Below are 24463 nucleotides of genomic sequence, written 5' to 3'. Positions count from 1 at the left end.
TTCCATATCCTCGAAGGGAAGTACTTTGAGTCTGTCCAGAGCCTGGGTGACATCCATTTTTCCACCGGCCACATTCTCCAGTAATTCTTTTAAGCGGGCTTCATCCATTTATTATCTATCTCCTCTCTGAGCAGCGACAGGTGGCCGAGAACGGCCTCCCTTGTCTCCGCTGTGACAAGCGCCATCCGGTATTTCTTCATATCGGGATGCCCCCTGAGAAACCACCTGTAAAATTTGCGCATCTCCAGTAAAGCCAGTTTCTCGCCCTTCCATGCGATTTCCATCTCCAGAAATCGCCCCAGGATATCAAGTCGACCTGAGAGAGTCATTTGCTCGAATGGTTCTCGATCAGGCGATTCCTGACCGGATGATCCCGGACCCGACGATTCCTTGCCGGAAGATCCTTCCCTGACCGATAGCCGTTCCTTGATCTCCCTGAATATCCATGGGCGTCCGAACGCGCCCCTGCCTATCATAACAAGTGTGCATCCTGTTTCATCAACTATTTTAAAATAGTCCTCTGGATCCTTTACATCGCCGTTGGCGATGACCGGGATATCAAGCTCACTCCCGAGCCTCGCGATATGCGCCCATGCGGCGCTGCCCGAGAATCCCTGCGTGCGATACCTGGGGTGGATCGTCACTGCCGCGCATCCTGCTCCCTGGGCGACTCTGCCTGCCTCGATATAATTTTCCTCCACCGCGCTCCATCCACTGCGTATCTTGGCCGTTACGGGCAGACTCACTGCCTCTACGACCCGACGGCAGATCCTTTCCATCAGGCCAAGATCGCGCATGATCGCCACCCCACCGTTCCTCCTTATGACCTTTTTTGCCGGACAACCGAAATTCAGGTCGATGAAGGCAGGCCCGGTCTCCTCTGCTATTCCAGCCGCTTCAGCCAGTATCTCGGGATCGGACCCGAAAAGCTGAACGCCCACCGGACCTTCACCCTCGAGCCTCGTCATGATCTTGTGTGTTTTGTCTCCCTCGCGCACCAGGCCATCGGCACTCACCATCTCCGTCACACAGAAGTCGGCGCCGAACTCCCTGCATATCAATCGGTAGGGTGCATCTGTGAAACCTGCCATAGGTGCAAGGCATACGCGGCTGGAAAGAAAGAGGTCGGTTGTTTCAGAAGTGTTCATGTGACAGATCACAGACTGTGTGGAATCAGGAAAATCAGGAAACTGAGTATTGTACTCACCAGCACTGCTATCGCGAAACCTTTCCTGCCCAGCTTGTCCTTCTCTTCACCCTTCCCAAAAAAGCTTCCGAGAGAAAGTAACACGGTGATCGCCCAAATGACCAACATGAGCTGTGTCTTGTTATCGGTAATATCATATCCGAAAGGAAACCCTTCCCATATCGGGCCAAATCTCTGGTAATTCAGGATAAATCCAAGAGGCCAGCCACCAACAAAAGTGAAGAGGATGAGCCACCTCATCATCACTGCAGTCATCTCTTTACCTTCGGCGCCCTTGAACACAGGTATCGCGCACAGACCCGATTCCACCATAAAAAAGAATGCCCCGAACATGAATATCACGTGCAGTATCAGAACCAGGGTCGAGACCTCTCCCTTGTATTTCAAAGTGAGAAACGACCCTTCAATTTCGGGTAACCGCAATCTTTCCTGCTGCCCCGACTCCTCGTCCTTCACCTCCACCTCAAAAGCATATCCGAGCCTGTTTCCTTTTTCCAGATCCGGAAGATTACCGCTGAAAGTCCCGTTCTCCCCGGCTGTCATCTCGACTTTTACTATATTATCAGATCCTGCGGTCTCATCGTTATCCTGGTCGCCTCTCCCCGACATGTCTTCGCCCTGTACCCTGTAGACCAGATACGCGTGCGCTCCATCCGCTGGCTCGACCCTCACAGTGAGTACAGGCATTTCCCGCCCGACCTGCTCGAATACCGTAGAATGAGTGACCGTCACTCCGCCCGATGAGGACAAAAGAGCTTCAGAATTGTTCATGGACAGGCGCCTGGCTACCGCGAGAAGTACCAGAGTGATTATAATTCCCGTGATTATTCTTCTGGTCATTTACGCCCCCATCAATGACATACGGCACACGGTCATCTCATACATATTCGTCTCATACATAATACTTGAAGGATGAAGGAACATCAAGGGCAGCATTCATCATTCAGAGGATTACCAGAGAGCCTGTTAAAAGGATATCGGGAGTGGATGTTGACTATATCCGTTTCATGTCATATCCTCTGCGGGTCGGTCCGCCGAAGTGGATCGATCAGCTTATGACTTTCTCCATAGACCGGATAAATACGAGGAGAGACAGGGTGGACACATCTCGGATACAGACGATCGACATTCAAATAGAGTCCGGCAAGGCGGGCCTTGCCGATATCAGCGGTTCAGCCGGAATCGCGGCAGATTTCTACTCGATCGCACCGGCAGTCCCCCGCCCCCTGATCATCATCTCACATGGCTTCCTTGGCTACAGACGCTGGGGCTTTTTCCCGTATCTTTCCCGTCATCTTGCTGTCAACGGCTTCCATGTCCTTACATTCAGCTTCTCGCATTGCGGAGTCGATGAGGGGACGGGGAAAATCACGAGGCCGGATCTCTTCGCGTCGAATTCTGTCAGCAGGGAGATCATTGACCTGAAAAAAGTCATCTCGTTCGCCCACTCCGAGAAGATGCCGGTGAACGCCAACGGAACCAGGTGGGGGCTCCTGGGCCACAGCAGGGGCGGCGCCGTTTCTATTCTGGTTTCCCCGGACAGCCCCGAGATCGCTTCGATCGTCACATGGTCCGCCCTCTCGAAACTGGACAGATACACCGAACGCCGCAAAAAGGAATGGAAAAAAAGGGGCCGACTTGCCTTTAACGAATCGCGAGCCGAGTCGGGGCTGTGGCTCGATTATTCGTATTTCGAGGATATCGACGCGCACAGGGAACAATACGATCTTTCGCTCAGGGCATCAGAACTGAAGATCCCCCACTTGATCGTACACGGGCGCCGCGACGCGGCCGTCACGCTCAAGGAAGCAGAGGGCCTGCTCCTTCACCCCCGTGCGGCAGAAGTAAAAATGGAAATACTCGAGGGGTGCGGACACTCCTTCGGGGCAGTACATCCCATGACGGAACCAGCCGATTGCCTGGTCGAAGCCTGCTGCTTGAGCTCCGAATGGTTCGAAAAGACCCTGAAGCGTTCAGCTGGAAGGTAGCCTGACTGGATAAGGCTCCTATGGGTAGTTGCTGGACCCAGAATATAATTATCTGGATTAATCTGGATTTGAGTCCTCAAAAAACCGATATTAGGGTAATTGCTGGAGGATCGTTTATGAAAATGAAACGCACATTGATAATCATCGTCGTGGTTGTTGTCGTCGGGATCGGTGCATTGATCGCCTTCCGCTCCACGATCGGAGAGTCGATCTATAATAAAGAAGTCGGAGTCCTCTCTTCCGGATTACCATCCGAACTCTCGACAAAATACGGCCAGGAACTTTCGTACACGATGGACAAGTTCTGGAGCTGTTACACAGACGAGATCGTCTCTCAAAACGACATGACCGACGTGATGCAGCGTCTGCGTGACCTTCGTTCCCAGTCCGAGATAAAAGACATCGATGTCTTCAACTTTATCGGATATGTGAGCAGGGTATATACTGACGCGATGAACAAGAAACACCAGAAGTATATAGACAACGAGCTGAAGAGCGAAGATCCCGGGATCATTCATCAGTAATCAAATTCCTGAAATCTCATTCCTGCCCGGATATGTAGAATTTTCCCATGAGGCTCCGCTCAACGTCTCTGAAGTTCCTGAACTCGACATGATCAAGCCCCTTCTGCTTCATATGGACGAGCAGATCGTCCTTGGCAAAAACAAGATCAGCATGCTCGGACGCGCACCGGTCACTGTAACCGTTGCCGACGTAGACCGTGAAGAATCCCTTTTCCTTCAACTGCTGAAGATGGAACCTCTTGCAGTCACCACACATCGTACAGCCATTACTGAGGCCATAGAAGGGAAACTCCACCGACTCGATCTCTCCACTTGAACCGAACACAAGATGATTGGCCCGGAACTCCAGATAGCCGAATCCGAATCTCATCAGCATCGATTCGATGTAATAGTCCATGCCATCGCTGAGTATTAGAAAATCGTAATTTCTACGGTTGCTGAAATCGACGAAATCCTTGAAGTAAGGATCGAATTTTTCGTCCTCTATGAATTCGTCCAGGTCGTCCCGGGTAGCCGAAATAGATGCGACCTCTCGCTGGAGGCACTCCCTGGAACTGATCAGGCCGAGTTTCCATTTTTCGAGGAGTTCTACCCAGGAAGCTGTGTCAGGCACAAAGCTCTCGAAGAAATGATGACCGATGTCCCTGATCGTGATCGTGCCGTCAAAATCACAGACCACCGCAATCTTGTCACTCATTTACTCAGCCTCCGCCTCGGCGACCTTTGTATGGCTGGTTGCGTAGGAGAATACTTCCTCTAAAGTGTTCACTTTGCGGAACATCTCGAGGACCTCTATTATCTCGTAATCCTCCGCCAGCGTCGCCACATAGGCGCCCTTCGTACCATATAGTTTGCGGAAGACTTCCCTCCTGATCCCCTGCTTGACATAGTCGGTGTTTTCCTCGGTCCAGTCTTCCTCTGTGTATTCGAGCTCTTTTTCATCCAGATGCTTCTTGAATTCGGCCAGGATCTCGTCGTCCACGACAAACTCATCACCGATCTCATGATAGGCGGAGTATCCGATCGCGAACGAGAAAAAGAGGCTTCTGAGCTCAAGTTTCCTCTGAAATCCCGTAAACTTGGGGAGCTCTATCTTCCAGTCGGGAGAGATTCCCCCACCACCGTATACCACTCTGCCCGAAGCTGTATGATATTCCTTCTTGCTGTCCTCGGTCTCTACCGCCTTGCCATCCTCGTCGTAATCCTTGTGGATACATCTCTTGCTTGGCGTGAAATATTTCTGGGTAGTCAGTTTCAGCGCTTCACCCTCGCCTACCTTGAAGACGGTCTGAACACTGCCTTTACCGAATGTCGTCTGCCCGACGACGATAGCCCTGTCCCAGTCCTGAAGAGCGCCAGCGACGATTTCGGAAGCAGAAGCGCTCGCACCGTTCACCAGGATCACAACGGGATAATTGCTGTGCAGCTTCCTGGCTTTCGAATAAAATTTCGTATTGTTCTGCTGGATCCTGCTCTCGGTGTAGACGATGAGTTTATCTTTATCCAGGAACAGATCAGAGACCTCGAATGCCGACGTCAGCAATCCGCCCGGATTCCCGCGAAGATCGAGGATGACTCCCTTTATATTCTGCTGTTCGAATCCCCGGAGAATGACACTCAAGTCTCGCGCGGTCTTCTTGGCGAACCTCGCAACTCTGACATACCCCACATCTTCCATTATCGTCGAATATGTGATACTCGGGACCCTGATGATCTCTCTCGTTATAGTAAATGGCAGCGGTTCGTCCAGCCCTTCTCTGCCGATCATGATATTGACCTGGGTCCCCGCGGCGCCGCGGAGTTTTTTGACCGCCTGATCGCTGCTCCAGCCCTTTGTCGACTCGCCCTCGATCTCGATGATCCTGTCACCACCCTGGATACCGAGCCTCATAGCAGGCGTGTCGTCTATCGGGGAGATGACTGTCGGGAACTTGTCTCTGACTACTATCTGTATCCCCAGCCCACCGAACTCGCCCTCTGTATCGATCATCAGATTCTCGTACTGTGAGCTGTCCATATATATCGAGTGGGGATCGAGCGTGCTGAGCATACCGTCTATCGCGCCATCGATCAGCTCGGTAAAATCCTTTTCCTCTACATAGAAATCGAGGATCTTCACAAGGACATTATTGAATCGCGTCAGCTCATCGTACTGGCTGCGCTCTCCTGCCTCGCGCTCGTCAGCCGCGCTCACGATCCATGCCGTTGCGCCAATGATCACTATCAATACTGCCGGTATTAAAAATTTCTTCATTTTCTTCAAACCTGACCTCCAGTCACGTTACCCGATCGGCGAGTCTGTGGGGCCGATCTTATGGGTCTATGGTCTTTATCTATAGAAATCCTCTATCATAATCCATGCCTTACGGGTATTTCTCACATCTTTAAAAACCCACAGGCTGAATATACCGATTAAAGCACTGCCTAACAAACGATTTTGCCTCCGCGGGCAGGGCGAAGGCTATTACCTCTTTTTGTTCGTGCCTCTTAGAATTGTACGTCAAGGTGGGGTCGAATGTTCCCAAGTACTGCAACAGTGACTTCCTGGAGAGATAAAGCTGCATCGATTACGACAAATCTTCCCGGTTCCCTTTCAGCGATCCTCAGATACCCTTCCCTGACCTTTTCGTGGAACGATCTGGCCTCACGCTCCAACCTGTCCTTGATCCGGACTCCGTCAGATTCTCTCTTCTCGGGGCCTCGGCTGAATCCGGTCTCAACCGGAAGATCGAACAGGAAGGTCATATCGGGAATGAACTCCCCTACGGTAAACGAGTTAAGATCCTCAACGATCTTTTCACCAAGCCCCCTCGCCCAACCCTGGTAGGCCACAGAAGCGTCCATAAACCGGTCGCATATGACTGTCCTGCCCCCTCTCAGGGCTGGAGATATCACCTCATCGACCAGCTGAGATCTGCTGGCGAGATACATGAGAAGTTCGGCACGGGCTGATATCTCGGCACGATCGGGATCGAGAAGAATCGACCTGATCGCTTCGGATGTCCTTGTCCCTCCCGGTTCGCGGGTCAAAAGAATATCTATTCCCGCCTTTTTCAGCTCATCGGCGACAAGCCGGGCCACGGTAGATTTTCCCGAACCCTCTATCCCTTCGAATGTCATGAAAAAGCCACTCATCACATGCCTTTCCTGTTCATGGCCAGGATCTAATCCACCGATAACTTGACCAGTGCTTTTATCCGACTCCTGAACTTTCGGATTGCCATAAGGGACTTGAACAGCTCGTCGACCCCCGCAGCGGCCCAGAGCCCGTACAAAGCGAACCCGAAGGTGAAGGCGAGGTTGAATCCAAGTATGATCTCGATGACAAACACACCGATAAATGCAAGGTACATCGGGTACCTGTTCTCACCGACTCCCCTGAGACTGAATGAGAAAATATACGACATAGCCTTGGGGACCTGCACAAAGGCTACGATCCGAAGGACCTTCACACAGAGGTCGATCACATCCGGGTCTGTCGTAAATATGATGACAAAATATCTCGCCCTGAAATATATGACCGCAGAGAGAAAAAGAACCAGGCAACCGACGAGCCTGGCGAAAAGATTCGCTGTTTTTCCTGCCCTTTTGTATTCCTTTGCACCGAACCGCTGTCCGACCATTGTAAGGGCTCCCATACCGAAAGCGAGGTACATTACCGCAAACAATCTCTGGAAAGTCAGAGCGACGATGTGTGCCGCTGCCGCCGTTGCCCCCAGCCTGTTGCTGAAACCGATCACTATCGTCACACCGGTCATCCAGGCAAGCTGCTCGAGAGTGCTTGGGATGCCGGTCTTTACCATATTGCCTATAGTCTTGCGGCGGATGCTCCGGAAATCGTGCCACCTGAAAGTGAGTACGCTCTTGCCACGGAGGATCACAATGTATGTAAAGAAAAATCCTGTCGTATGGCCGATCCCTGCCGCCAGCGCTGCACCCCTGACCCCCATATGGGGAAACCCCCACAGGCCATAGACGAGAAGGATAGCCAGGACCAGGTGAATGATATTCGCCATAAGCCCTATCATCATCGAAAGATGCGTGTCCCCAGCTCCCCTTACTATCCCGATGGCGACAAAATTCATTATGATAAATGGCGCGAACCAGGCGATCATCCTCATGTAGTCGACACAGATCACAGTCACCGCGGGCGAGGCCCCAAGTATTGTACTGAAAATAAAGGGAGCCGAAAAATACCAGATCAGCGAGATGCCGATGGCGGGAAACATCGATGTAAAGAGTGTCTGCCCGAGAAAATGGTTTGCATGTTCCTTCTTCCCGGCCCCCAGTGACCTGTTGATTATTATAGTCGCGCCGAAAACGAATGTAAGAAGGATGGTGCATGTAAAAAGGATGATCTGTACGACATTGCCGAGGGCTGTCAGGGCATCGACGCCCGAAGCACCGAGTCCGGGGTAGAACTTGTGCATCGTAGACAAGGCAAGATGGCCGACGAGCATCGGCTCGACGGTCCACATCATCACCTGGGCTCCGAAATCGACGACTATAGGTACAGAAGTCCGGAGAATGGTCCTGATATTTGGCTTCATAGGCCGTTACCCCGACGGCGTCTACCGGCAGCCCCCTGAAAAAGAGTGGTTTCTACCAGTAATAAATAATCTCTATTAGTCGGCCGGGAGGTGGATCAAAGCAAGCTGTCCGAATCCCCGACCTTCTCTGTCGTTATCTTCCTGACGTGCTGAACTCTCTGCAGGAAGGTGAAGATGCTCATCGCGGCGAGAAATACTATGACAGCCGTCAACACGACTTTCCCGAAAATCAGTCCAGCGATCATAAGAGCGACCCGTTCAGGCCGTTCGAGGATCCCAACAGCACATTCCAGACCCAGTCCTTCCGCTCTTGCCCTCGCGTAGCTGGTGAGAAACGAACCAGCCAGAGCCACAAGCACAAAGAATACAAGAGTGCCGTTACCCTGACCCTGACCCATAAAGTAGAAGACAAGTCCCATGAAATAGGCCATTTCACTGACTCTGTCACCTGCCGAGTCGATGAACGCTCCGAAAGTGGTCACCTTGCCCTGGCTTCTGGCCAGCGACCCGTCTATCGTGTCGGCCAGGCCCGAAATAATGAGTATGATCGCTCCGGCAAACAATTTGCCCTTTGCCACGTAAACAGCGCCTATGAAACTGAGAAATATGCCGAACAGGGTCATCCCCATCGGAGATATTCCTACATACGAGCAGAGAGCTACGACCGGGTCGAGAAGCCCCCTGAGCCTTTCCTTGATTTCCGACTTTCCTGCCAATTCGTATCCTCTTTCCCTGATCCTCCCGGCGCATTATTCCGCACAGGGCAGTATTATGAATTTCATTAGCACCGCTGTCAAGCAGTTCCATTAAGCCCGACTAATCAGCCTTTTCGCCCCCGCCCCCTGACCAGCAAAGTGATTTCCCCCCTGACCCTGGACTTTTCCATCCTGTCGGCCACTTCATCACCGGTCCCCCTGATTATCTCCTCATGCAGTTTGGTCATCTCTCTGGCAACGACGACTTCCCTGTCACCCATCACTTCACCAGCTACCCTCAGGGTTTTGATTATCCTGTGAGGGCTCTCAAAAAATATCGATGTGCCTGTATACTCAGCAGCTTCACCCAGGACACGAGCCAGCGCCCCTTTCTTCCTGGGCAGATATCCGAGAAAAGCAAACCTGTCAGTCGGCAGACCCGAGAGTACAAGTGCCGTCGTAACGGCGCTCGCACCGGGAATAACAGTAAACGCGATACCTTCATCGATGAGGCGCCTCACAAGATAATATCCGGGATCGGAGATTCCGGGCATACCCGCATCAGAGACCAGAGCCGCGGTCTCTCCATCCTTCAGTCGCTCGATCACTCCAGGCGTCACCTTTTCCTTGTTATGGTCATGAAAGGCGATGACCGGGACATTTATCCCGTACCTCTGAAGGAGGGTCCTCGTCTTCCTCGTGTCCTCAGCAAAAAGGACATCGATAGAGCCGAGCACCTCTATGGACCGACGTGAGATATCCTCGAGATTTCCGATTGGAGTACTGACCAGATAGAAAGGATAAGTCCTCATTTTCCGGACTTTCCCGACCCGTGGGATCCGATGATCCCCGACATGATTTCTTCCACTTTTTCCATGTCGGCATCCGATATATCCAGATGGGTGACCATCCTTAACGACCTGCTGCCGAAAGCAAGCGCCATGATCCCCGCCGATTCGAGGTCAGCGCAAAATCTGTCGAAATCGATCGATTCGTCCTCGACGCGGAAGATGACTATATTCGTGTCGATGGGAAAGAGCAGCCTCAGCCCTGGCATCGACTGAATAAGTGCCCCTATCCGCGATGCCTTCGCATGGTCCTCCGCTAGTCGTTCGATATTATTCTCCATCGCGTAAAGACACGCCTCTGCGAGTATCCCCGCCTGCCTCATCCCTCCACCCAACCGTTTTCTCCAGAATCGGGCCTTCTCTACCGTCTCGCCATCGGAAATGAATATCGAACCGACCGGCGCGCCGAGGCCTTTCGAAAAACAGATATTGATCGAATCGGCGATCTTTCCGTATTCCTCGAATGGTACACCACTCGCGACTACGGCGTTTGCCAGCCTCGCACCGTCAAGGTGGACACGGAGGCCGTTCTCTCCGGCTACACGATATACTTCTTTCAATCCATCATAAGGATATACTCTTCCGCTGCCGCGGTTGTGAGTGTTCTCCACTGCTACAAGGGAAGTCCTTGGATGATGTATGTTGACCGGCCTTATGGCCGTACGTAGAGCATCGACAGGAAGGAATCCGTCAGGCCCATCCAGAGGGTGAAGCTGCAGGCCACCAAGAGCCGCCGCGCCACCCGCCTCGTAATTGAATATGTGACAATTCCTGTCGAGGATCACTTCGTCGCCCGGTCGGGCCTGAGAAAGCAGTCCGAGGATATTCGCCATCGTGCCGCTCGGCACAAATACCGCGGCCTCCTTGCCAAGAAGGTCCATCATGTATTTTTCAAGGCGCTGGACCGTGGGATCATCCCCGAGAACATCGTCACCCACCACCGCGGTGGACATGACCTTTCTCATTTCATCAGACGGCCTTGTAACGGTATCGCTTCTAAGATCGACCACGGAGATGGCCATAATCTGCCTTTCCAGCTGCAAACAGAACGCCCCATACCCTTACCGCCTCGCGAAAAGGGTCGCTTCGATGATCGGTTTGTACGCGGACAATTGGATCAGGACTGAGCTACCAGTTCCTTCAGTTCACGTGATACCTTGAAAACAGGGACCTTGCGGTCGGGAACCGGGACCGGCTCGCCAGTCCTGGGATTCCTGGCCATCCTGGCTTTACGCTCCTTGACTTTAAAAGTGCCGAAGCCGCGAATCTCATAGTGCTCACCCCTGACGAGGCCCTCCGAGATGGTCGAAAGAAAACATTCAACCGCTTCTGCCACTTCTTTTTTCGTCAAGCCGGTCCTGCTGGAAATATTCTCCACGATTTCAGCTTTAGTCATTTACCCTTCCTCCTTGTCAGCAGGATTCAATTTCCCCTCCACGCCTTAGGCGCAGACAAAGACCTAACTCACTCACTAAACAATAAATAGCCCGAATCTGTCAAGAAAAATATGACGGGGGCGTCAATACCTGTCAGACCAGGCATGACCTGCGGAGGACACTTCTTCCGCTGGATTTGAGATTACGCCCGCTTCTCCCTCACCTGTCCGCCTGTCATCGGACTGATATTGCAGGAACGGTATCAGATGTTGCAAAGTAGCCCGAAACATGCCCGGGAGCTAAAACAGGGCAAAGGAACAACGGGGAACAACTGGGACTTTCGGGGAAGGTGTACTGAAATCGGAGGAACAGAGAAAGCCCCTGTCGACAAAGGATAACAGCAAATCATGAAGCTTTTTCAAATAGTACTGGTACAGCCTTTGCTGTCAGTATTAATCGCTGCGAGGTGGTCGCCGCCTTCACGAACCCGACCCTGCATCGCATCATCTCGCAGCACCTTTTTCAGTCCTTTCAGGGCTGATTTTTTTATCCCCGAATTCCGTGGATCCCGAAAAAATAACCTGTCCCGGAGTTTTCGTTTTTCCTGAAATATTGTCTGGAGAGGGATCATCGGATTCCGAGAAGCTTGTGGCACTGTGGGATCACCCTGACATCTTCCAGCACCGCGGCGGCTATTCCCCTGGCAAACATAAGTTTTTCATTAGTCGGAGGTTTGCATCCGATCATCTGCGAAGAAGTCACCGGCTGAATAACGAAAGGTATCGACGGATCTGTTCGCGCGACCTGGTCTACAGCCTTTTCAAACTCAACAGGATCGAAACCATCGTCGATAACAACCTTTACAAAAAGATCCTTTCGGGCAAAGACCGGGATGACTCTTGAATAGATATCGAAGATATCATTGCCGGTCATGCTGGCATCGGCCCGCTTTCCGGTCGTTCCGCTGTCCGGCGCTCCCCCCTTGTCCACTACCTCTCCACCCGGCAGACAAAGCGACGGCAGTTTGATATCCATCGATACGATATCGACTAATGGTGCTATTCTCGCGGCGGCGGATTCGTGAAGACCGTTCGTCTCCAGATACACCGGAATGCCAGAACGCCTGAAAAGAGGCAGGAAGGCCTCGAGAAAATCAGGCTGCTCAAGGGGCTCTCCCCCGGTAACACTCAGGGAATGAAGTCCTGGAATCGACGGAACATACTTCTCAAGATAGGCTGAAAGTACGGGGGCCGTTACCGGGTTCGGGAAAGTCGTCTGTCCGTCGCCCTTGCCGACTGTGCCATCAAACTCATCCGTGCCGACCATACCCGCCACCATGTATTCTTTCGGCGTCACGGCCGCATCCCTCGTATCGCAATAGCCGCAGCAGAAAGAACAGCCGGCAAGCCTCAGGAAGATCTGCGTGACACCGACATATATCCCCTCGCCCTGAACTGAACAGAATATCTCCGACAGATACACGGCTGGAAGTCCGGCCTCGACAAATCGGTCTTTCATACACCCCTTACCTTGCGGATCGCTATCTCAACGGAGGAACATTCCTCGCGATAGCGCTCAAGCACCGCTTCAGCCAGTTCAACATGATCGATCCCAAGCTCCTCAAGCCCGATGGCCGGCACCGGAGCCCCGGCAGGGTCGATGTTGACTCCACAGTGAAACACAGATGAAGTCGCGCTCGACGTCGTGATGGCAACCGTCAATTTCCGGCCGGCGATGTAGAGATCGTCTCCCTTTCTCTCGATGTCTGTTCCCGCTGGATCGATTCCTTTTGCACTTGAGCCTTCTACTCCTGGTGCCAGCCTCGACACGGTCTCCATGATAATGGAAATGAAAAGTCTCAGCCTGAAATTCGCCTCGCGCAGTGGACACTGGAAATGTTCGCCAATAAAATGAAGCATCGACGAAGAGATGATCGTGCTACCCGTCTCGGCATCCTCCAGATCCACGAGGCTGCTGCCCTGCACATCGCAAGCGCCGGCGAAGGCGATTACCGCGTCACAGTCGAGTCCCGTCTCTTCCCTTATGAAATGGCTTCTCAGCTGGCTGCCGTCATAGTCCATTGCCCGGCCTGTCCAGGAAGTCTCTACAAGCGTATATCCACTCGACATATCTCTACCCTCCGGTCAATTATCCCACGGACACTCAGCCGTTGGCCCAACGCAACCGCTCCGCTGCCGATGTTCCCGCGACGGCCCTTTTAAGCCGGAAGCAGGATTCACATCTTCCGCACATGAGCTCGCCATCCCTGTAACAGCTCCAGACAGACTCCCATGGAATATCCAGGCGAAGACCCTCCCTGACGATCTGGATCTTGTCCATCGAGATCGTAGGCGCCTCCACCCGAACGGGAGTCCCGACACTGATTGCCAGAAAACGGTCTGATACCTCAATAAAATCCGGACTGTTGTCCGGATACGTCTCCGCCTCTTCCCTGTTGAAACCGGTGACAATGGTGTCAGCACCTCGCGAGGCAGCAAAAACGGCGGCAACATTTATAAATAGTCCGTTCCTGTTCTCCACCCACACAGCTTTAGAAGCGGCCGCCTCATCACCCGCGTCACCGGAAAGAGGAAAATCAGGGATCTCCCCCCCGGCAACACTGGAGACCAATCCGGACGACGACATCTCTCCAAGCCATGGTAGCCGGACTATATCGAGTTCCATTCCATAACGGGAAGCGACAGCTCTGGATGCTGCCTCTTCTTTTGTTGAGGATATCTGTGAATAATCTATAAAGACGGCTGAACCGGAGATGCCCTGTTCGGCCACGATTGCCATCGAGACGGTTGAATCAAGGCCGCCGGAAAGAAGAACGACGGCATTAGAATCATTTTCAGTCCTCACGGTACCGCACCATATCCGTCCTGGTCTCCCAGAGTTCGATTTCGGCCAGACGACCACCTTCGTAAACCGCTCCTTCACGGAGCAGCCGGAAGATCTCTGCGGCAATATTTTCCGAGGTCGGATTGATCCTGTCGAAAGGGGGCACTTCGTTTAAATGCCTGTGATCGAACCGTGGAAGAAGCACCCTCTCCATATCGGCCCTGAGTTGGAGATAGTCGACGGTCAATCCCCTCTCATCTACCTTTTCGAACTCGTAATACACCCTGACGAGCCAATTGTGGCCATGCACCCTCGAACAATCCCCATCATATTCGTTCAGAGAGTGTGAGCAACAGAGTTCGATCTCAGTAGAGAGTGTATATCTTCCCGTCATTTCAAAACCTGGTACCTTTCCTGTCAGTGCCCGGCGACTCCCTGGCAGTGCGGCTATGCAATTTGCAAAACTTTGGTCCTATCAGGGTACACCGGCACCGCATAATTTACACCTGAGGGCCTGAAATAGCAATAAATAAAGCGATTCGGGATTTCTTCCCCCCGGATGGTACGCATTTCGCATAGAACTGTGTGAGCCGGAGGACTGTTTTCAGCCATTGCCAGGGTAATTGATAATTCAGGACGGTTTTCAGCCATTCTCTTCGAAAGGAAAAGAAGTGTTCGTTACACAGGAAAAAATCCTGAAAAAGATTCATCAGGACCGTCAGCGCGGTGACCTCAAGAGAGCTCTAAACAGAGCACTCGATGGACTCCAGAAATGGCCTGACGACTTCAACCTGTCGATAGAGGCTATTCAGCTCTGTCTCGATACTTCTGACTATGTCCAGGCAGTCACGCAGATGAAGGCTGCTATCCGTCAAAATCCATCCTCCCGCTCGCAGATATTATCATTCGCCAGAGAAACGTTTATTATCAACCCTCATCCGATCCTCGGAAGTTTCATCATAGAATTGCTTATGAGAAGTCGGGATATTGAGAGTATCAGATCCCTTCTCAGGACATCGCCCTCCGAATTCGTCACCGGCCTGGTCAAGAAAGCCGAGACAAGATCGAAAGGCCTGAGGGACAGAGGTGACACAAAGACATCTTCGTTCACCGATAACGAGATTCTTCTCGGCCTGCTCTATATGTCCACGGGTAACAGCGCCGAGGCATCCTCGCCGCTTGGAAGAGCATTGGCGAATTCCCCCGAGAGCGTCCAGGTGGTCGGAGAACTTCTTCTCGAACTGGAAAGAGACCTGCCCGGAAGCGCCTCTGTGAAATTCACGCTCGGGCTGGCGTCCTTTATGCTCGGAAGGCCCGAAAAGGCGGAAGACAGGTTCTTTCAGTGCATTGAACTGAGCGACCCGCCACTCGATCCTCTACTCAAACTTATCGATTCTGCCGAAGAACATTCGCCATCTCACTTCCTCCTGAAAGGAGAACTCTTCGTCAGGCTCGGAAGGCCCGATGAGGGCATTCCCCTGATCAGAGATTTCCTTGAAGGAAAGGAAGATGCGCTGACAGCATCGACCCAGCCCAAGCCGGGCGAGTTCTACTCCGATGAAAAAGACCGACTGGAAATGGTCATGAATCGGCTGTCGACCCTGCCGGAAGAAATGATGGGTCACGAAAAACTCGCACTTCTTGCTGCGGATACGGCAGCATCGCTTGACCATGTGAAAGAAGCCGTCGAACTGCTCGAGACCCTTTTCAGACTTTCGCCGACAAGTGCGCCGGCGATCATAGTTATGATCGATGAAAACGACACGGTAGCCAGAAGCGGCCCTGCACAGAGATTCATGCTCACTCTCAAACTCGCTACCGGCAATTTCAATGAAGCGGCCTCGGCTGCCAGGATCGCCGCCGAGATGAATCCCGCGATCATTAGAGATCTTATAGAGACTATAAAGGAAAAATCTGATTCTGAAGACGGCAATAACAGCGCCCTGCTGGCCGCCATGGCCGAACTCCATGCTCTCGCGGGAGATTCGGAAAGTGCCACGGGGATCATCGAGGAACTCGAAAAGAAAAACGACATTGAGAAAGACGAACTGTTCAGGATCACAGGCAGCATTCTCGATAAATGCGGCGTGACTCTCGACAGAGTAGTATCGGCTATAGACCTCGCGATGCGCAACGGAGACATATCGAGCGCCCTTCCGTGGGCCATCGAATTTTTCAGAAACAATCCTGACGCGCACCGTGAATTTGCTTCACGCCTCGGGGCGATTGCCGGGGAAGACGAGGACGTCTGGAATCTTCTTGCTGACCTTCTGGACAGTATGGCCAGCGAGGACCCGTTGACCAGGCCACTGAAACTCCTCCAGGCCGACGCCCATATGCACAATGACCAGATCGAAAAAGCCGTATTTGAATTCGATCAGATGATCATGTTCGACGACTCGCTCCGCCTGGACCTCATACCGATCTATGAAAAGGCAGCAGTACGTCACCCGGAAAACACGACCCTGAACCTCGCTCTATATCAGCTCCACCTCGACGAGGAGATCTATTCCAGGGCCTCTCACTACTTGTGCAGGACCCTGAAATCGGACCCCTCCCAGATCCGGGACGTCCTTTCGAGATTCAAGAAACTCACCGACCTGGACCCAGGTAACAGCGAGATATGGGAAGAGCTGCTCAAGGCCGCACTGGCCATGAACCATGCGGACCTCGCCAGGGAAGTCCTCGGCAATGCCGTGAAAGCCCTCCCCCCCGAAGCAGCCACCGCACTGAACATCTACGGCGCGAAGATATCATCGGCAGACGGCAAATCTCTGGATTCCCTGAAGTTCCTCGCTGAAGCTCTTGGCTCGAATGACGTCGATCTTATATCTGTCGAGGAACAGCTGATCACGATAATCGGCAGGGAACCGATGAATCCCGAGGCCAGATACCTCGCGGGTGAGACCTTGCTCAGGCTGAATCGCGAAGAAGAAGCCGCGGCCCAGATGGTAAAATGTATCGAACTTTCGCCCGAATATATTGAGAGGGTAAGGACGAAACTTGAACAACTCCTTCCGATAAGCGTCAAACCATGGCTTATTTCAAGGATCCTTGGCGAGATATCCTGGAAAGAGGGCAGAAAATCAGACACATACAGGTTCTTCAATAACGCCCAGAAAGGACCATCCGAAGCACTTGGGGGCCTGAACGAGGTCATGGGCAAAATCAACAGCGAAACCCCTTCGGACAACAGGATAATGTCTATCTACGCCCGTGGGTTGGCCCTGGAGGGCCGATACGCTGAATCAGTAGAAATACTTGAGGAACTGTTCGACAATAACGAAAAGGGCAGCGGGAGGATCATGGAGATACTCCTCGAGTTGCTCGAGAAAGTTCCATCCAGATTCGACGCAAACAGGCTTCTTGCGAAGATCTGGGTCACATCCGGTGACACCGACCGGTCGATCGACGCGGTCCTTCGCATGCTTTCCAACATCGAAATGGACCAGAAAGAAGTAGAATCGGCAGTCGAAGAATTCCTCCATGTACACGACCAGACTCCGGCCTTTCTCGTCCCCTGGGCGGGGCTGAAAGCACGGACCGGCAATCACGGGGAAGCCCTTTCATCATACCGGAAAGCCCTCAACATAGACCCCACTTGCCGTGATAAAGCACTCGATGGAATGTCAGAGATCGAATGGCCCGACAAATTTGCCGCCGAGGCTTCCATACTCAAGAGTGATTGCCTGATTGAAAAGAAAGATATGCCCGGCGCTTTTGTAGCTATACAGGAGATCCTTTTACCCGATGGTGAGATCCTGGAAAAAATAATCGACCGGATAAAGATCATCGCCGGGAAAGAACCCTCTCCGGACTATTACGAACATGGTTGCAGATTGTTAGCCACTGCCGGAGAACTGAAAGATGCTGAAGAACTCGTCAGGGAAGGTTGCAAACTTCTCTGGACCGACGACAGGACCAGGCTCCTTATCACTCTTGCCGAGAACCTCGAATCCCACGGTGACTCGTCCCGGGCAGCCAGAATATTCAGCGAAGTGCTAGAGGAACATCCGGACAGACAGACCATCTGGAAAAGGATAGAACAGGCCTGGCTATCATGGTCGGACAGGGAAATAGAGGATTGCAGACAGCTGATCGAAGACGGGACCTGCAGTATCGACTGCAGTGAAAAGGCAGTCAGACTGGCCATAGACAAGAATCAGTTCGAGACCGCCCTTGCCTTGATCGGCAGAAGCCAGTTGTCTCCCGACACGGTCTCCGTCCTCAGAGCATTGGTATACCTCAGTATGGACAGGCCCCTGCTCGCCCTTGCAGTCACAGGTTCCTCACGCGCGGAATCAGGAACAGAAGAGCATGCCGAGAAATCGGACGACCACTCCTCGACAGGAACGATTAACAAAAACAACAGATCGAATTCACTGGAATTACTCTATATCGAGGGAAGAGCTGCCGAACTAATAGGAGACCACGGAAGAGCTGTCGCCGCGTACATGAAGATCCTCTCGACAGAAGATACCTGGATGGACGCGCGTAGCCGCGTGGCGACAAATTACTCGGATCTCATTGGATCCCAGTTTGAAGAAAGAACCGAAGTGCTGGAAAAAATCAGCGTGTTAACACGGGATTGAAGGATTCCACCAGGGAACCGGCCCGAAGAGAAAGGACCCGATCATGAAGATATGCCCACTCGTCACTCAGGCATACATCCTTGAGGAGCAGGAAAACGAACTTCTCGTCATGGAGACCGACGACCACGAACTCTCCCCTGAAGAAACGGGTGAAGGCCCTGACGAATCGGGAGAAGATATTTTCATGAACCCCGAATCGGGCGAAGAATCAGACTCAGATTCACCAGAAGACACGAATGATCCGGATGAGTCAGAAGTCATTACCGAGACTCCCGTAAGGTTCACGGCTAAATCGTTCAAGGGCGAAGTAAAATGTCTCGGGAGTACATGCAGGTTCCATGATGACAATGCGAAACAATGTCGTTTCGAGATGTTCTTCGCTTCAACGGGAAAAGACACCGAGGACGACGGAAAGATCTCCGAAGAAATCGCATCGATCGATGAAAAACTCTCGGACAGGATCGGATCGGTGACAGACAAGCTCGATAAGACATGGGACTTCCAGCAGCAGAGCGCCTCCGACATGCTCGGATTCTTCAAGGAGATACAGGAAAAGAACGAAAAAAGACAGAACGAGATCGCCGAGACTATGGGAGACAGGTTCACCGACCTGAAAAAGACTCTCGATTCGATCACCGAGGATAACAGGATGGTCATAGAGAGCATCGCAGACACTCTCGCTGAAAAGACCGAGGACATCGAAGGCCAGATCAAATCCAGTGAAGACAGCATCCAGGAATTCAAGTCCGAAGTCTCAGACTGGAAGGGATCCCTGGATCAGAGTATCGACTCGATGCAGAATAACCTCGGCGAAAGCAGGAAGATGGTCGAGGAACTCTCCGAGAACCATAACGAGATGATGCAGGTCGTGGAGAATCAGAAGAAAAGCCTTGAGGAAGAAGAAAAGAAAAGGATGCTGTCCGAAGCAAAAAAACTCAACAACGCCGGTGTGATGAGTTACCACAACGGACAGTACGAAAAAGCCCTCGAGATGTTCAAGAACGCCATAGATCTGGATGAGGATTTCACCGAAGCCTACAACAATATGGGACTGACATACACCGAGATGAATGATGAGGACAAGGCGACCGAGGCGTTCAAGAAAGCGATCGAGCTCAATCCCGACCTTGGCGCGACTTACAACAACCTCGGCTATGTCTTCTACAGGCTCGGTTCGTACGTGGAAGCAATAGAGATGTACAACGAAGCTATCGGCAGGAGCAAGGATAACAGTTCCGCCTGGACGAACCTGGGCAATGCCTATTACAAACTCGACCGCATCGAAGAGGCGCTTGAAGCCTGGAACAAGGCAGTCGAGATCGACCCCGGCAACGAGAAGGCAAAACGCAATCTCAAGAGGTTCCACGCCGAAGCAGGAGAGCCTAACTGATATTTCTTCGACCGGCCGAAAAGTCCCGGGCAGGGACACACCGGATCGATCTGAAGAAGCACGTGATATTCGGATAGCAAAAAAGGAGACGTTATGCGTCTCCTTTTTTTCCGCGGATTGCAGGTCGTATCAACGACTATTCTGCTTTTCTTACTTTCGTGGCGTGAGGCCCTTTGGGTCCATCAGCGAGTTCGTATTCAACTTTTTCGCCCTCGCTCAGTGTGCGAAACCCGTCGCCTTCTATATCAGAATAATGCACGAATACATCTTTTCCGTCCGTGTCCTGGGATATGAAACCGTATCCCTTATTTTCATTAAACCACTTGATCTTACCTGTCTCGGCCACCCATTACCTCCTTGATACTAACTGGGTGAAGGGGAGATACAGTTTCATCTGAAGCCTGTTACCGTCCATCACACCGGCAGTTGATTAACAAACATGGCAAATTCACCGGCTGGATAAAAATTACCATACCATTCACTGAACTTGCATTCTAACATTTCTACGAAATCATTTCAATCGGAAATATCATTGCAGGCATATCGACGGCCTGCTGCAAGTCACATCCCGCAACGCAATAACTCTTTGGCACCCTTCTTGCGTTATCAAGACATAAGTCCTTCTTTACGTTGATTCGAGGCTCCGGCCTCCTGTTTGCGTTTGTACAGGTGTCAGTCCCTCTTTGCTTGGATGTCAGGTAATGTCAAGACTTCAGATACCATATGACAGAGTGCTGATGAACCCCGTCGATTTCGACCCTGACAGTTTCGATGTGATGCTTAAGGATTTCCTCGCGGCAAGTTGCAAGTCACCGATCATAATGGAAGTGTTCAACGAACAGGTTCAGTACCTTATTTTTATGAGGGAAGGGCAATTCTACTGGATCGGGGGAAAGGCGGAAGAAGGGTTCGAATCCGTCACGATCCGTGATTTCTTCACCAGGCTCTCGCATACCCAGTTCCCGCGAATAGTCGTTTACTCGACAAGTCTCATCCTGTATCACTCGCTCCTCGTCTACACACAGAAAAATGCCGACCTGAAGATCAGCTCGACTCTGGTCGATCTGGATGACCTGCTCGACAGGACCGAAGAGGAACACAGCAATGCTCTCGTTACCGCTCAACAACCGGGCAATCTCGTGATGCTCAGATACAAGGATGGAAAGGCGATGGCTACATACCACTGCCTTTCGTTCAGAAAAAACACTCATCCCGATCACAGGGAAGATTTCCTGGTGAAGGTATATACGATGTCGGCCCACTCGCCTTTTGAGATAAACCTGTATACCGACCTTGTAGTCACATACGCGGAAGACGCCAGACAGATACCAGATGATTACACTGGTTCGATTTCATCATTATTTCTAAGTCAGCCGCCAAAACTCGTGGTAAAACTCAAAAATCGCCCGCTCAAGACTTACACATTCACCGGAAAACATCTCACGATCGGACGTCTTTCGGATAACGATATAGTGATCGACAACCTCGGAGTATCGAGAAAACACGCAGTGATCCATTCGTGGAAGAACGGCTATCACATCAAGGACCTGGGCAGTAAAAACAGTACATTTTTGAACGGAGAGAAGATAGACAACGCTGAATTGAAGGGCGGAGACGTTATCACGATCGGAAAGTACCAGATCGTTTTCAAGGTCTCGTCATGCGAACCCGGTCTGTCAGGTGCTATGGACCAGACGATGATCATCCCGGGATTCTCCTCGAAAGCAGCGAAAAATATCGATGGCAATAACCCATCAGTCCGTGCTGGCGGTATTATCCCTTCGGCCAATACCCCCGGCATCGGCCAGCCTGCGGGCAACAACGACTCTTCGAACCGATTCGCCCGACAGCCCGACGGTCCATCCAGCGCAGGCCTCCCGCGCCTCTACAGGAGAAGTGATCAAGAGGAATTCACCCTTGAGGACGAGAAAGTCGTTATCGGAAAGGGCCGCGACTCCGATATCAGGCTCGGAGGCATCTTTACTCCCAGAATAAAAGTCGAGATTACCAGGTCGGGAGACGATTACACGATCCAGAAGACCGAAGGCCGGAAAGAAATGAATATAAATGGCGAAGGAATGAGCGAGAAATTGCTCGAGGAAGAAGACCTTATAGCCATAGGTCCCGAGGAATTCGTATTCAAGCGGTAACAACCATGAAGATCCTTGTCCTGTCAGACATACACGGCAACAGCGATGCTCTCAAAAGAGTCCTCGCCGAAGCCCGGACTATTCGGCCTGACCGCGTAGTGTCTCTCGGCGACGTAGTAGGGTATGGCGCGGACCCCGCCAGATGCGTGCGTCTTATCGACGAGAACGCCGATATCAGGATATGCGGAAACCACGACCTCGCTGTCACCGGCGAACAGGATTATAGTACTTTCAACAGCATAGCCTCGATATCGATAGAATGGACCCGAAACTCATTGAGTGAAGAAGAGATATTAAAGATAAAAAAATACGTTCCCATCTATTCGTCCGGTGAATGCCTTTACGTTCACGCTTCTCCCGACAACCCGCTCGAATGGGAATATGTCTACACGGTAAGACAGGCCGAACGGATTTTCAATAAATTCAAAGATCAGTTCATCTTCGTCGGCCATACTCATATACCGGGAATCATCTCATGGAATAAAGACGACGGCGTGGGGATATGTCATTCCTCACTTACTACAATCGATCCCTCGTCCAGATACCTGATAAACACCGGCAGTGTCGGTCAACCACGCGATGGCATCAACGCGGCCAGTTTCACGCTGCTTGATCTCGAAAAGGGAACGATCCAGATGCATCGATCGTCATACAATGTCTCATCCGCGCAGAGAAGGATCAGGGCGGAAGGCCTGCCCGACTATCTCGCAGACAGACTGGCAAGAGCGCGATAGCCGGACAAGGAACCGGAAGGAAGAATGATGGTAGGCAGGAACTACGAGATTCTGGGCACGCTGGCTACAGGCGGGACAGCAGTGCTTTACAAAGCGATCCAGAATTCACTCGGCCGGGAGGTCGTCATCAAGAAGCTTCATTCCCATCTCACTTCTGATACAAACTTCACAGGAAGGTTCGAGCAGGAGGCCAAAACAGCCGCCAGCCTCGATCATGAGAATATCGTGCGGATAATCGATTCGGGCTTATCAAAGAACAACTACTTCATTGTCATGGAATTTATCGACGGGATCACTCTCAAGGACCTTCTGGAAAAGCACGGCGTACTCGATGAAGAGACTGTACTCCTCATCGCGTACGAGATATGTATGGGCCTCGACCATGCTCACCAGCGTGGAATCGTTCATCGAGACATAAAGCCTGCGAACATAATGATAACCCGTGAGGGTCAGGTGAAGATCACTGATTTCGGACTTGCGAAACTGACCCAGAGCCATCTGGAGCAGACCGTAGCAGACACACTTCTGGGCACTCCGCTCTATATGTCTCCTGAACAGGCTATCGGCGAGGGAATAGACGGCAGAAGCGACCTGTTCTCCCTCGGCACGGTCTGTTATGAAATGATGACCGCTACTCAACCTTTTTCAGCAACAAACTATGCGGCTGTCATCCAGAATATTATTAATGGTTCGGTCGCCCCGATATCGAGCATAAAAAACGACACCGACTGTGAATCGGAATCGATTGTGATGAAAGCAATGAGCCGCGATCCGGGCAGAAGATTCCGGACTGCGCTCGAGATGGCCCGCACGATCGAAGATATGCTTGGCCGTGAGAAAGTGATGGACTCACGGCGGCGTTTCCGCCGCCTTGTCGCAGGTCAACCCGCATACGTGACACCCGCGACAGGAACAAAAGACAACGATCGGATATCACGAAATACGAAGAGATCTGGAAACAGGAGCAAGCGGCAAACAAAAGGAGAAAATAGACGCAGGGCGTTCCTCCCCGTCGCGCTCGCTGCGGTGATGATGACTGTAGCTGCTGTTTATCTGGCAGTCAACCCTGCCCGGCTCGAGACGATGATGACGAAATTGAGATCCCTGCGCTCCACAAGCCCTGTATCAGCAGATAATGGCCCTGTTATCTCTGCCCAGGGATTCGCCGGAAACATGCCTCTTCCCGTGCAGGACGACGCATACGGTACCACGGTTGTCAATCCCGATCCGGCCGAGCCCTCCAGCAGCCATAAAGAAGCCATCAGCGACAGTTCATCAATGAACAGAGATGATTCGATCTCTGAGAAGATCGATCAGGAACAGGTCAAAGACGATCCCACCGACGATTCCCCTGATCTTATCCAGAATGAAGATATTTCTGACTCCGACACAGGCAACCAGGACCAGATCGATGATGACCCGGCGTCCACCGACGATGACCCGGCCCGACAGGAAACACCACAACCGGCGATTGTAGAGAAACCGGCCGTTGAAGATATCTTCGGATTCATCGATATTCAAGTTGAGCCTGAAGCAGATATACTCATCGATGGTGTGTTCAGGGT

General features: G+C 52.0%; 22 protein-coding genes. 7 read left to right on the top strand and 15 right to left on the bottom strand.

From position 1 onward, the window contains the following. Positions 1-89 precede the first annotated feature (89 nt). Complete coding sequence (locus KOO63_16830) at positions 90-1148, bottom strand: tRNA-dihydrouridine synthase (protein MBU8923482.1); 1059 nt, start codon at positions 1146-1148, stop codon at positions 90-92. An 8-nt stretch (positions 1149-1156) separates the two neighbouring features. Continuing rightward, positions 1157-2047, bottom strand: coding sequence for a hypothetical protein (locus tag KOO63_16825; GenBank protein ID MBU8923481.1), 891 nt, complete (start codon positions 2045-2047; stop codon positions 1157-1159). A 143-nt stretch (positions 2048-2190) separates the two neighbouring features. Here KOO63_16825 and KOO63_16820 point away from each other — a divergent pair, with 143 nt between their 5' ends. Both KOO63_16820 and KOO63_16815 read left to right on the top strand, forming a co-directional pair. Then, positions 2191-3195, top strand: coding sequence for an alpha/beta fold hydrolase (locus KOO63_16820; GenBank protein MBU8923480.1), 1005 nt, complete (start codon positions 2191-2193; stop codon positions 3193-3195). A gap of 116 nt (positions 3196-3311) precedes the next feature. Next, entirely contained in the window at positions 3312-3719 is a 408-nt protein-coding gene (locus KOO63_16815; protein ID MBU8923479.1) for a hypothetical protein, read from the top strand. 16 nt (positions 3720-3735) lie between these two features. Here the strand turns inward: KOO63_16815 and KOO63_16810 are convergent, their stop codons facing one another. The 12 genes from KOO63_16810 to KOO63_16755 all read right to left on the bottom strand — a co-directional run bounded on the left by KOO63_16810 (position 3736) and on the right by KOO63_16755 (position 14426). Further along, entirely contained in the window at positions 3736-4416 is a 681-nt protein-coding gene (locus KOO63_16810) for an MtnX-like HAD-IB family phosphatase (GenBank protein ID MBU8923478.1), read from the bottom strand. Beyond that, positions 4417-5982: a S41 family peptidase gene (locus KOO63_16805; GenBank protein ID MBU8923477.1), complete on the bottom strand. Its 1566-nt coding sequence runs from the start codon at positions 5980-5982 to the stop codon at positions 4417-4419. Positions 5983-6206: 224 nt separating this feature from the next. Further along, positions 6207-6854 carry a dTMP kinase gene (gene tmk / locus KOO63_16800; protein ID MBU8923476.1) on the bottom strand — a complete coding sequence of 216 codons (648 nt, stop codon included), beginning with the start codon at positions 6852-6854 and terminating at the stop codon, positions 6207-6209. A gap of 29 nt (positions 6855-6883) precedes the next feature. Further along, a complete protein-coding gene (locus KOO63_16795; GenBank protein ID MBU8923475.1) occupies positions 6884-8269 on the bottom strand; it encodes an MATE family efflux transporter in 1386 nt (461 codons plus the stop codon). Positions 8270-8364: 95 nt separating this feature from the next. Beyond that, on the bottom strand, positions 8365-8985 hold the full coding sequence (locus KOO63_16790; GenBank protein MBU8923474.1) for a CDP-alcohol phosphatidyltransferase family protein: 621 nt from the start codon (positions 8983-8985) through the stop codon (positions 8365-8367). Between the two features lie 104 nt (positions 8986-9089). Continuing rightward, positions 9090-9776, bottom strand: a complete 687-nt coding sequence (gene rsmI / locus KOO63_16785; protein MBU8923473.1) for a 16S rRNA (cytidine(1402)-2'-O)-methyltransferase — start codon at positions 9774-9776, stop codon at positions 9090-9092. Further along, on the bottom strand, positions 9773-10834 hold the full coding sequence (gene ltaE, locus KOO63_16780) for a low-specificity L-threonine aldolase (GenBank protein MBU8923472.1): 1062 nt from the start codon (positions 10832-10834) through the stop codon (positions 9773-9775). The genes rsmI and ltaE overlap by 4 nt, the downstream gene beginning before the upstream one ends. A gap of 95 nt (positions 10835-10929) precedes the next feature. Continuing rightward, positions 10930-11208 (bottom strand): integration host factor subunit beta, encoded by a 279-nt coding sequence (locus KOO63_16775; protein ID MBU8923471.1) that lies wholly within the window; start codon positions 11206-11208, stop codon positions 10930-10932. 607 nt (positions 11209-11815) lie between these two features. Then, a complete protein-coding gene (locus tag KOO63_16770; GenBank protein MBU8923470.1) occupies positions 11816-12706 on the bottom strand; it encodes a 7-carboxy-7-deazaguanine synthase QueE in 891 nt (296 codons plus the stop codon). Beyond that, positions 12703-13317, bottom strand: coding sequence for a DUF366 family protein (locus KOO63_16765; GenBank protein MBU8923469.1), 615 nt, complete (start codon positions 13315-13317; stop codon positions 12703-12705). The genes KOO63_16770 and KOO63_16765 overlap by 4 nt, the downstream gene beginning before the upstream one ends. 34 nt (positions 13318-13351) lie before the next feature. Beyond that, positions 13352-14053 carry a 7-cyano-7-deazaguanine synthase gene (locus KOO63_16760; protein MBU8923468.1) on the bottom strand — a complete coding sequence of 234 codons (702 nt, stop codon included), beginning with the start codon at positions 14051-14053 and terminating at the stop codon, positions 13352-13354. Then, on the bottom strand, positions 14043-14426 hold the full coding sequence (locus KOO63_16755) for a 6-carboxytetrahydropterin synthase (protein ID MBU8923467.1): 384 nt from the start codon (positions 14424-14426) through the stop codon (positions 14043-14045). The genes KOO63_16760 and KOO63_16755 overlap by 11 nt, the downstream gene beginning before the upstream one ends. 277 nt (positions 14427-14703) lie before the next feature. On the opposite strand from KOO63_16755, the gene KOO63_16750 reads away from it, so the two are divergent. Then, on the top strand, positions 14704-18624 hold the full coding sequence (locus tag KOO63_16750; protein ID MBU8923466.1) for a hypothetical protein: 3921 nt from the start codon (positions 14704-14706) through the stop codon (positions 18622-18624). A gap of 43 nt (positions 18625-18667) precedes the next feature. Next, on the top strand, positions 18668-20014 hold the full coding sequence (locus tag KOO63_16745; protein MBU8923465.1) for a tetratricopeptide repeat protein: 1347 nt from the start codon (positions 18668-18670) through the stop codon (positions 20012-20014). 136 nt (positions 20015-20150) lie between these two features. Here the strand turns inward: KOO63_16745 and KOO63_16740 are convergent, their stop codons facing one another. Continuing rightward, positions 20151-20360 carry a cold-shock protein gene (locus KOO63_16740; protein MBU8923464.1) on the bottom strand — a complete coding sequence of 70 codons (210 nt, stop codon included), beginning with the start codon at positions 20358-20360 and terminating at the stop codon, positions 20151-20153. Positions 20361-20715: 355 nt separating this feature from the next. Here KOO63_16740 and KOO63_16735 point away from each other — a divergent pair, with 355 nt between their 5' ends. The 3 genes from KOO63_16735 to KOO63_16725 all read left to right on the top strand — a co-directional run. Next, positions 20716-22164 carry an FHA domain-containing protein gene (locus KOO63_16735; protein ID MBU8923463.1) on the top strand — a complete coding sequence of 483 codons (1449 nt, stop codon included), beginning with the start codon at positions 20716-20718 and terminating at the stop codon, positions 22162-22164. 5 nt (positions 22165-22169) lie between these two features. Then, positions 22170-22898 carry a metallophosphatase family protein gene (locus KOO63_16730; GenBank protein ID MBU8923462.1) on the top strand — a complete coding sequence of 243 codons (729 nt, stop codon included), beginning with the start codon at positions 22170-22172 and terminating at the stop codon, positions 22896-22898. A 24-nt stretch (positions 22899-22922) separates the two neighbouring features. Next, positions 22923-24463 (top strand): serine/threonine protein kinase (locus tag KOO63_16725; protein ID MBU8923461.1); only part of this gene is annotated, 1541 nt, incomplete at its 3' end.

The sequence above is a fragment of the Candidatus Latescibacterota bacterium genome (assembly GCA_019038625.1).
In the GTDB taxonomy this organism is placed as follows: domain Bacteria; phylum Krumholzibacteriota; class Krumholzibacteriia; order Krumholzibacteriales; family Krumholzibacteriaceae; genus JAGLYV01.
This window is presented reverse-complemented; position numbering and strand designations above follow the sequence as displayed.

What these genes read in the sequence shown, in the direction of transcription:
- KOO63_16825 (MBU8923481.1), bottom strand. Translation starts at nt 2,047, where the DNA reads ATGACCAGAAGAATAATCACGGGAATTATAATCACTCTGGTACTTCTC.
- KOO63_16830 (MBU8923482.1), bottom strand. Translation starts at nt 1,148, where the DNA reads ATGAACACTTCTGAAACAACCGACCTCTTTCTTTCCAGCCGCGTATGC.
- KOO63_16765 (MBU8923469.1), bottom strand. Translation starts at nt 13,317, where the DNA reads ATGTCGAGTGGATATACGCTTGTAGAGACTTCCTGGACAGGCCGGGCA.
- KOO63_16795 (MBU8923475.1), bottom strand. Translation starts at nt 8,269, where the DNA reads ATGAAGCCAAATATCAGGACCATTCTCCGGACTTCTGTACCTATAGTC.
- tmk (MBU8923476.1), bottom strand. Translation starts at nt 6,854, where the DNA reads ATGAGTGGCTTTTTCATGACATTCGAAGGGATAGAGGGTTCGGGAAAA.
- KOO63_16770 (MBU8923470.1), bottom strand. Translation starts at nt 12,706, where the DNA reads ATGAAAGACCGATTTGTCGAGGCCGGACTTCCAGCCGTGTATCTGTCG.
- KOO63_16815 (MBU8923479.1), top strand. Translation starts at nt 3,312, where the DNA reads ATGAAAATGAAACGCACATTGATAATCATCGTCGTGGTTGTTGTCGTC.
- KOO63_16730 (MBU8923462.1), top strand. Translation starts at nt 22,170, where the DNA reads ATGAAGATCCTTGTCCTGTCAGACATACACGGCAACAGCGATGCTCTC.
- KOO63_16775 (MBU8923471.1), bottom strand. Translation starts at nt 11,208, where the DNA reads ATGACTAAAGCTGAAATCGTGGAGAATATTTCCAGCAGGACCGGCTTG.
- KOO63_16810 (MBU8923478.1), bottom strand. Translation starts at nt 4,416, where the DNA reads ATGAGTGACAAGATTGCGGTGGTCTGTGATTTTGACGGCACGATCACG.
- KOO63_16735 (MBU8923463.1), top strand. Translation starts at nt 20,716, where the DNA reads ATGTCAAGACTTCAGATACCATATGACAGAGTGCTGATGAACCCCGTC.
- ltaE (MBU8923472.1), bottom strand. Translation starts at nt 10,834, where the DNA reads ATGGCCATCTCCGTGGTCGATCTTAGAAGCGATACCGTTACAAGGCCG.
- KOO63_16745 (MBU8923465.1), top strand. Translation starts at nt 18,668, where the DNA reads ATGAAGATATGCCCACTCGTCACTCAGGCATACATCCTTGAGGAGCAG.
- rsmI (MBU8923473.1), bottom strand. Translation starts at nt 9,776, where the DNA reads ATGAGGACTTATCCTTTCTATCTGGTCAGTACTCCAATCGGAAATCTC.
- KOO63_16755 (MBU8923467.1), bottom strand. Translation starts at nt 14,426, where the DNA reads ATGACGGGAAGATATACACTCTCTACTGAGATCGAACTCTGTTGCTCA.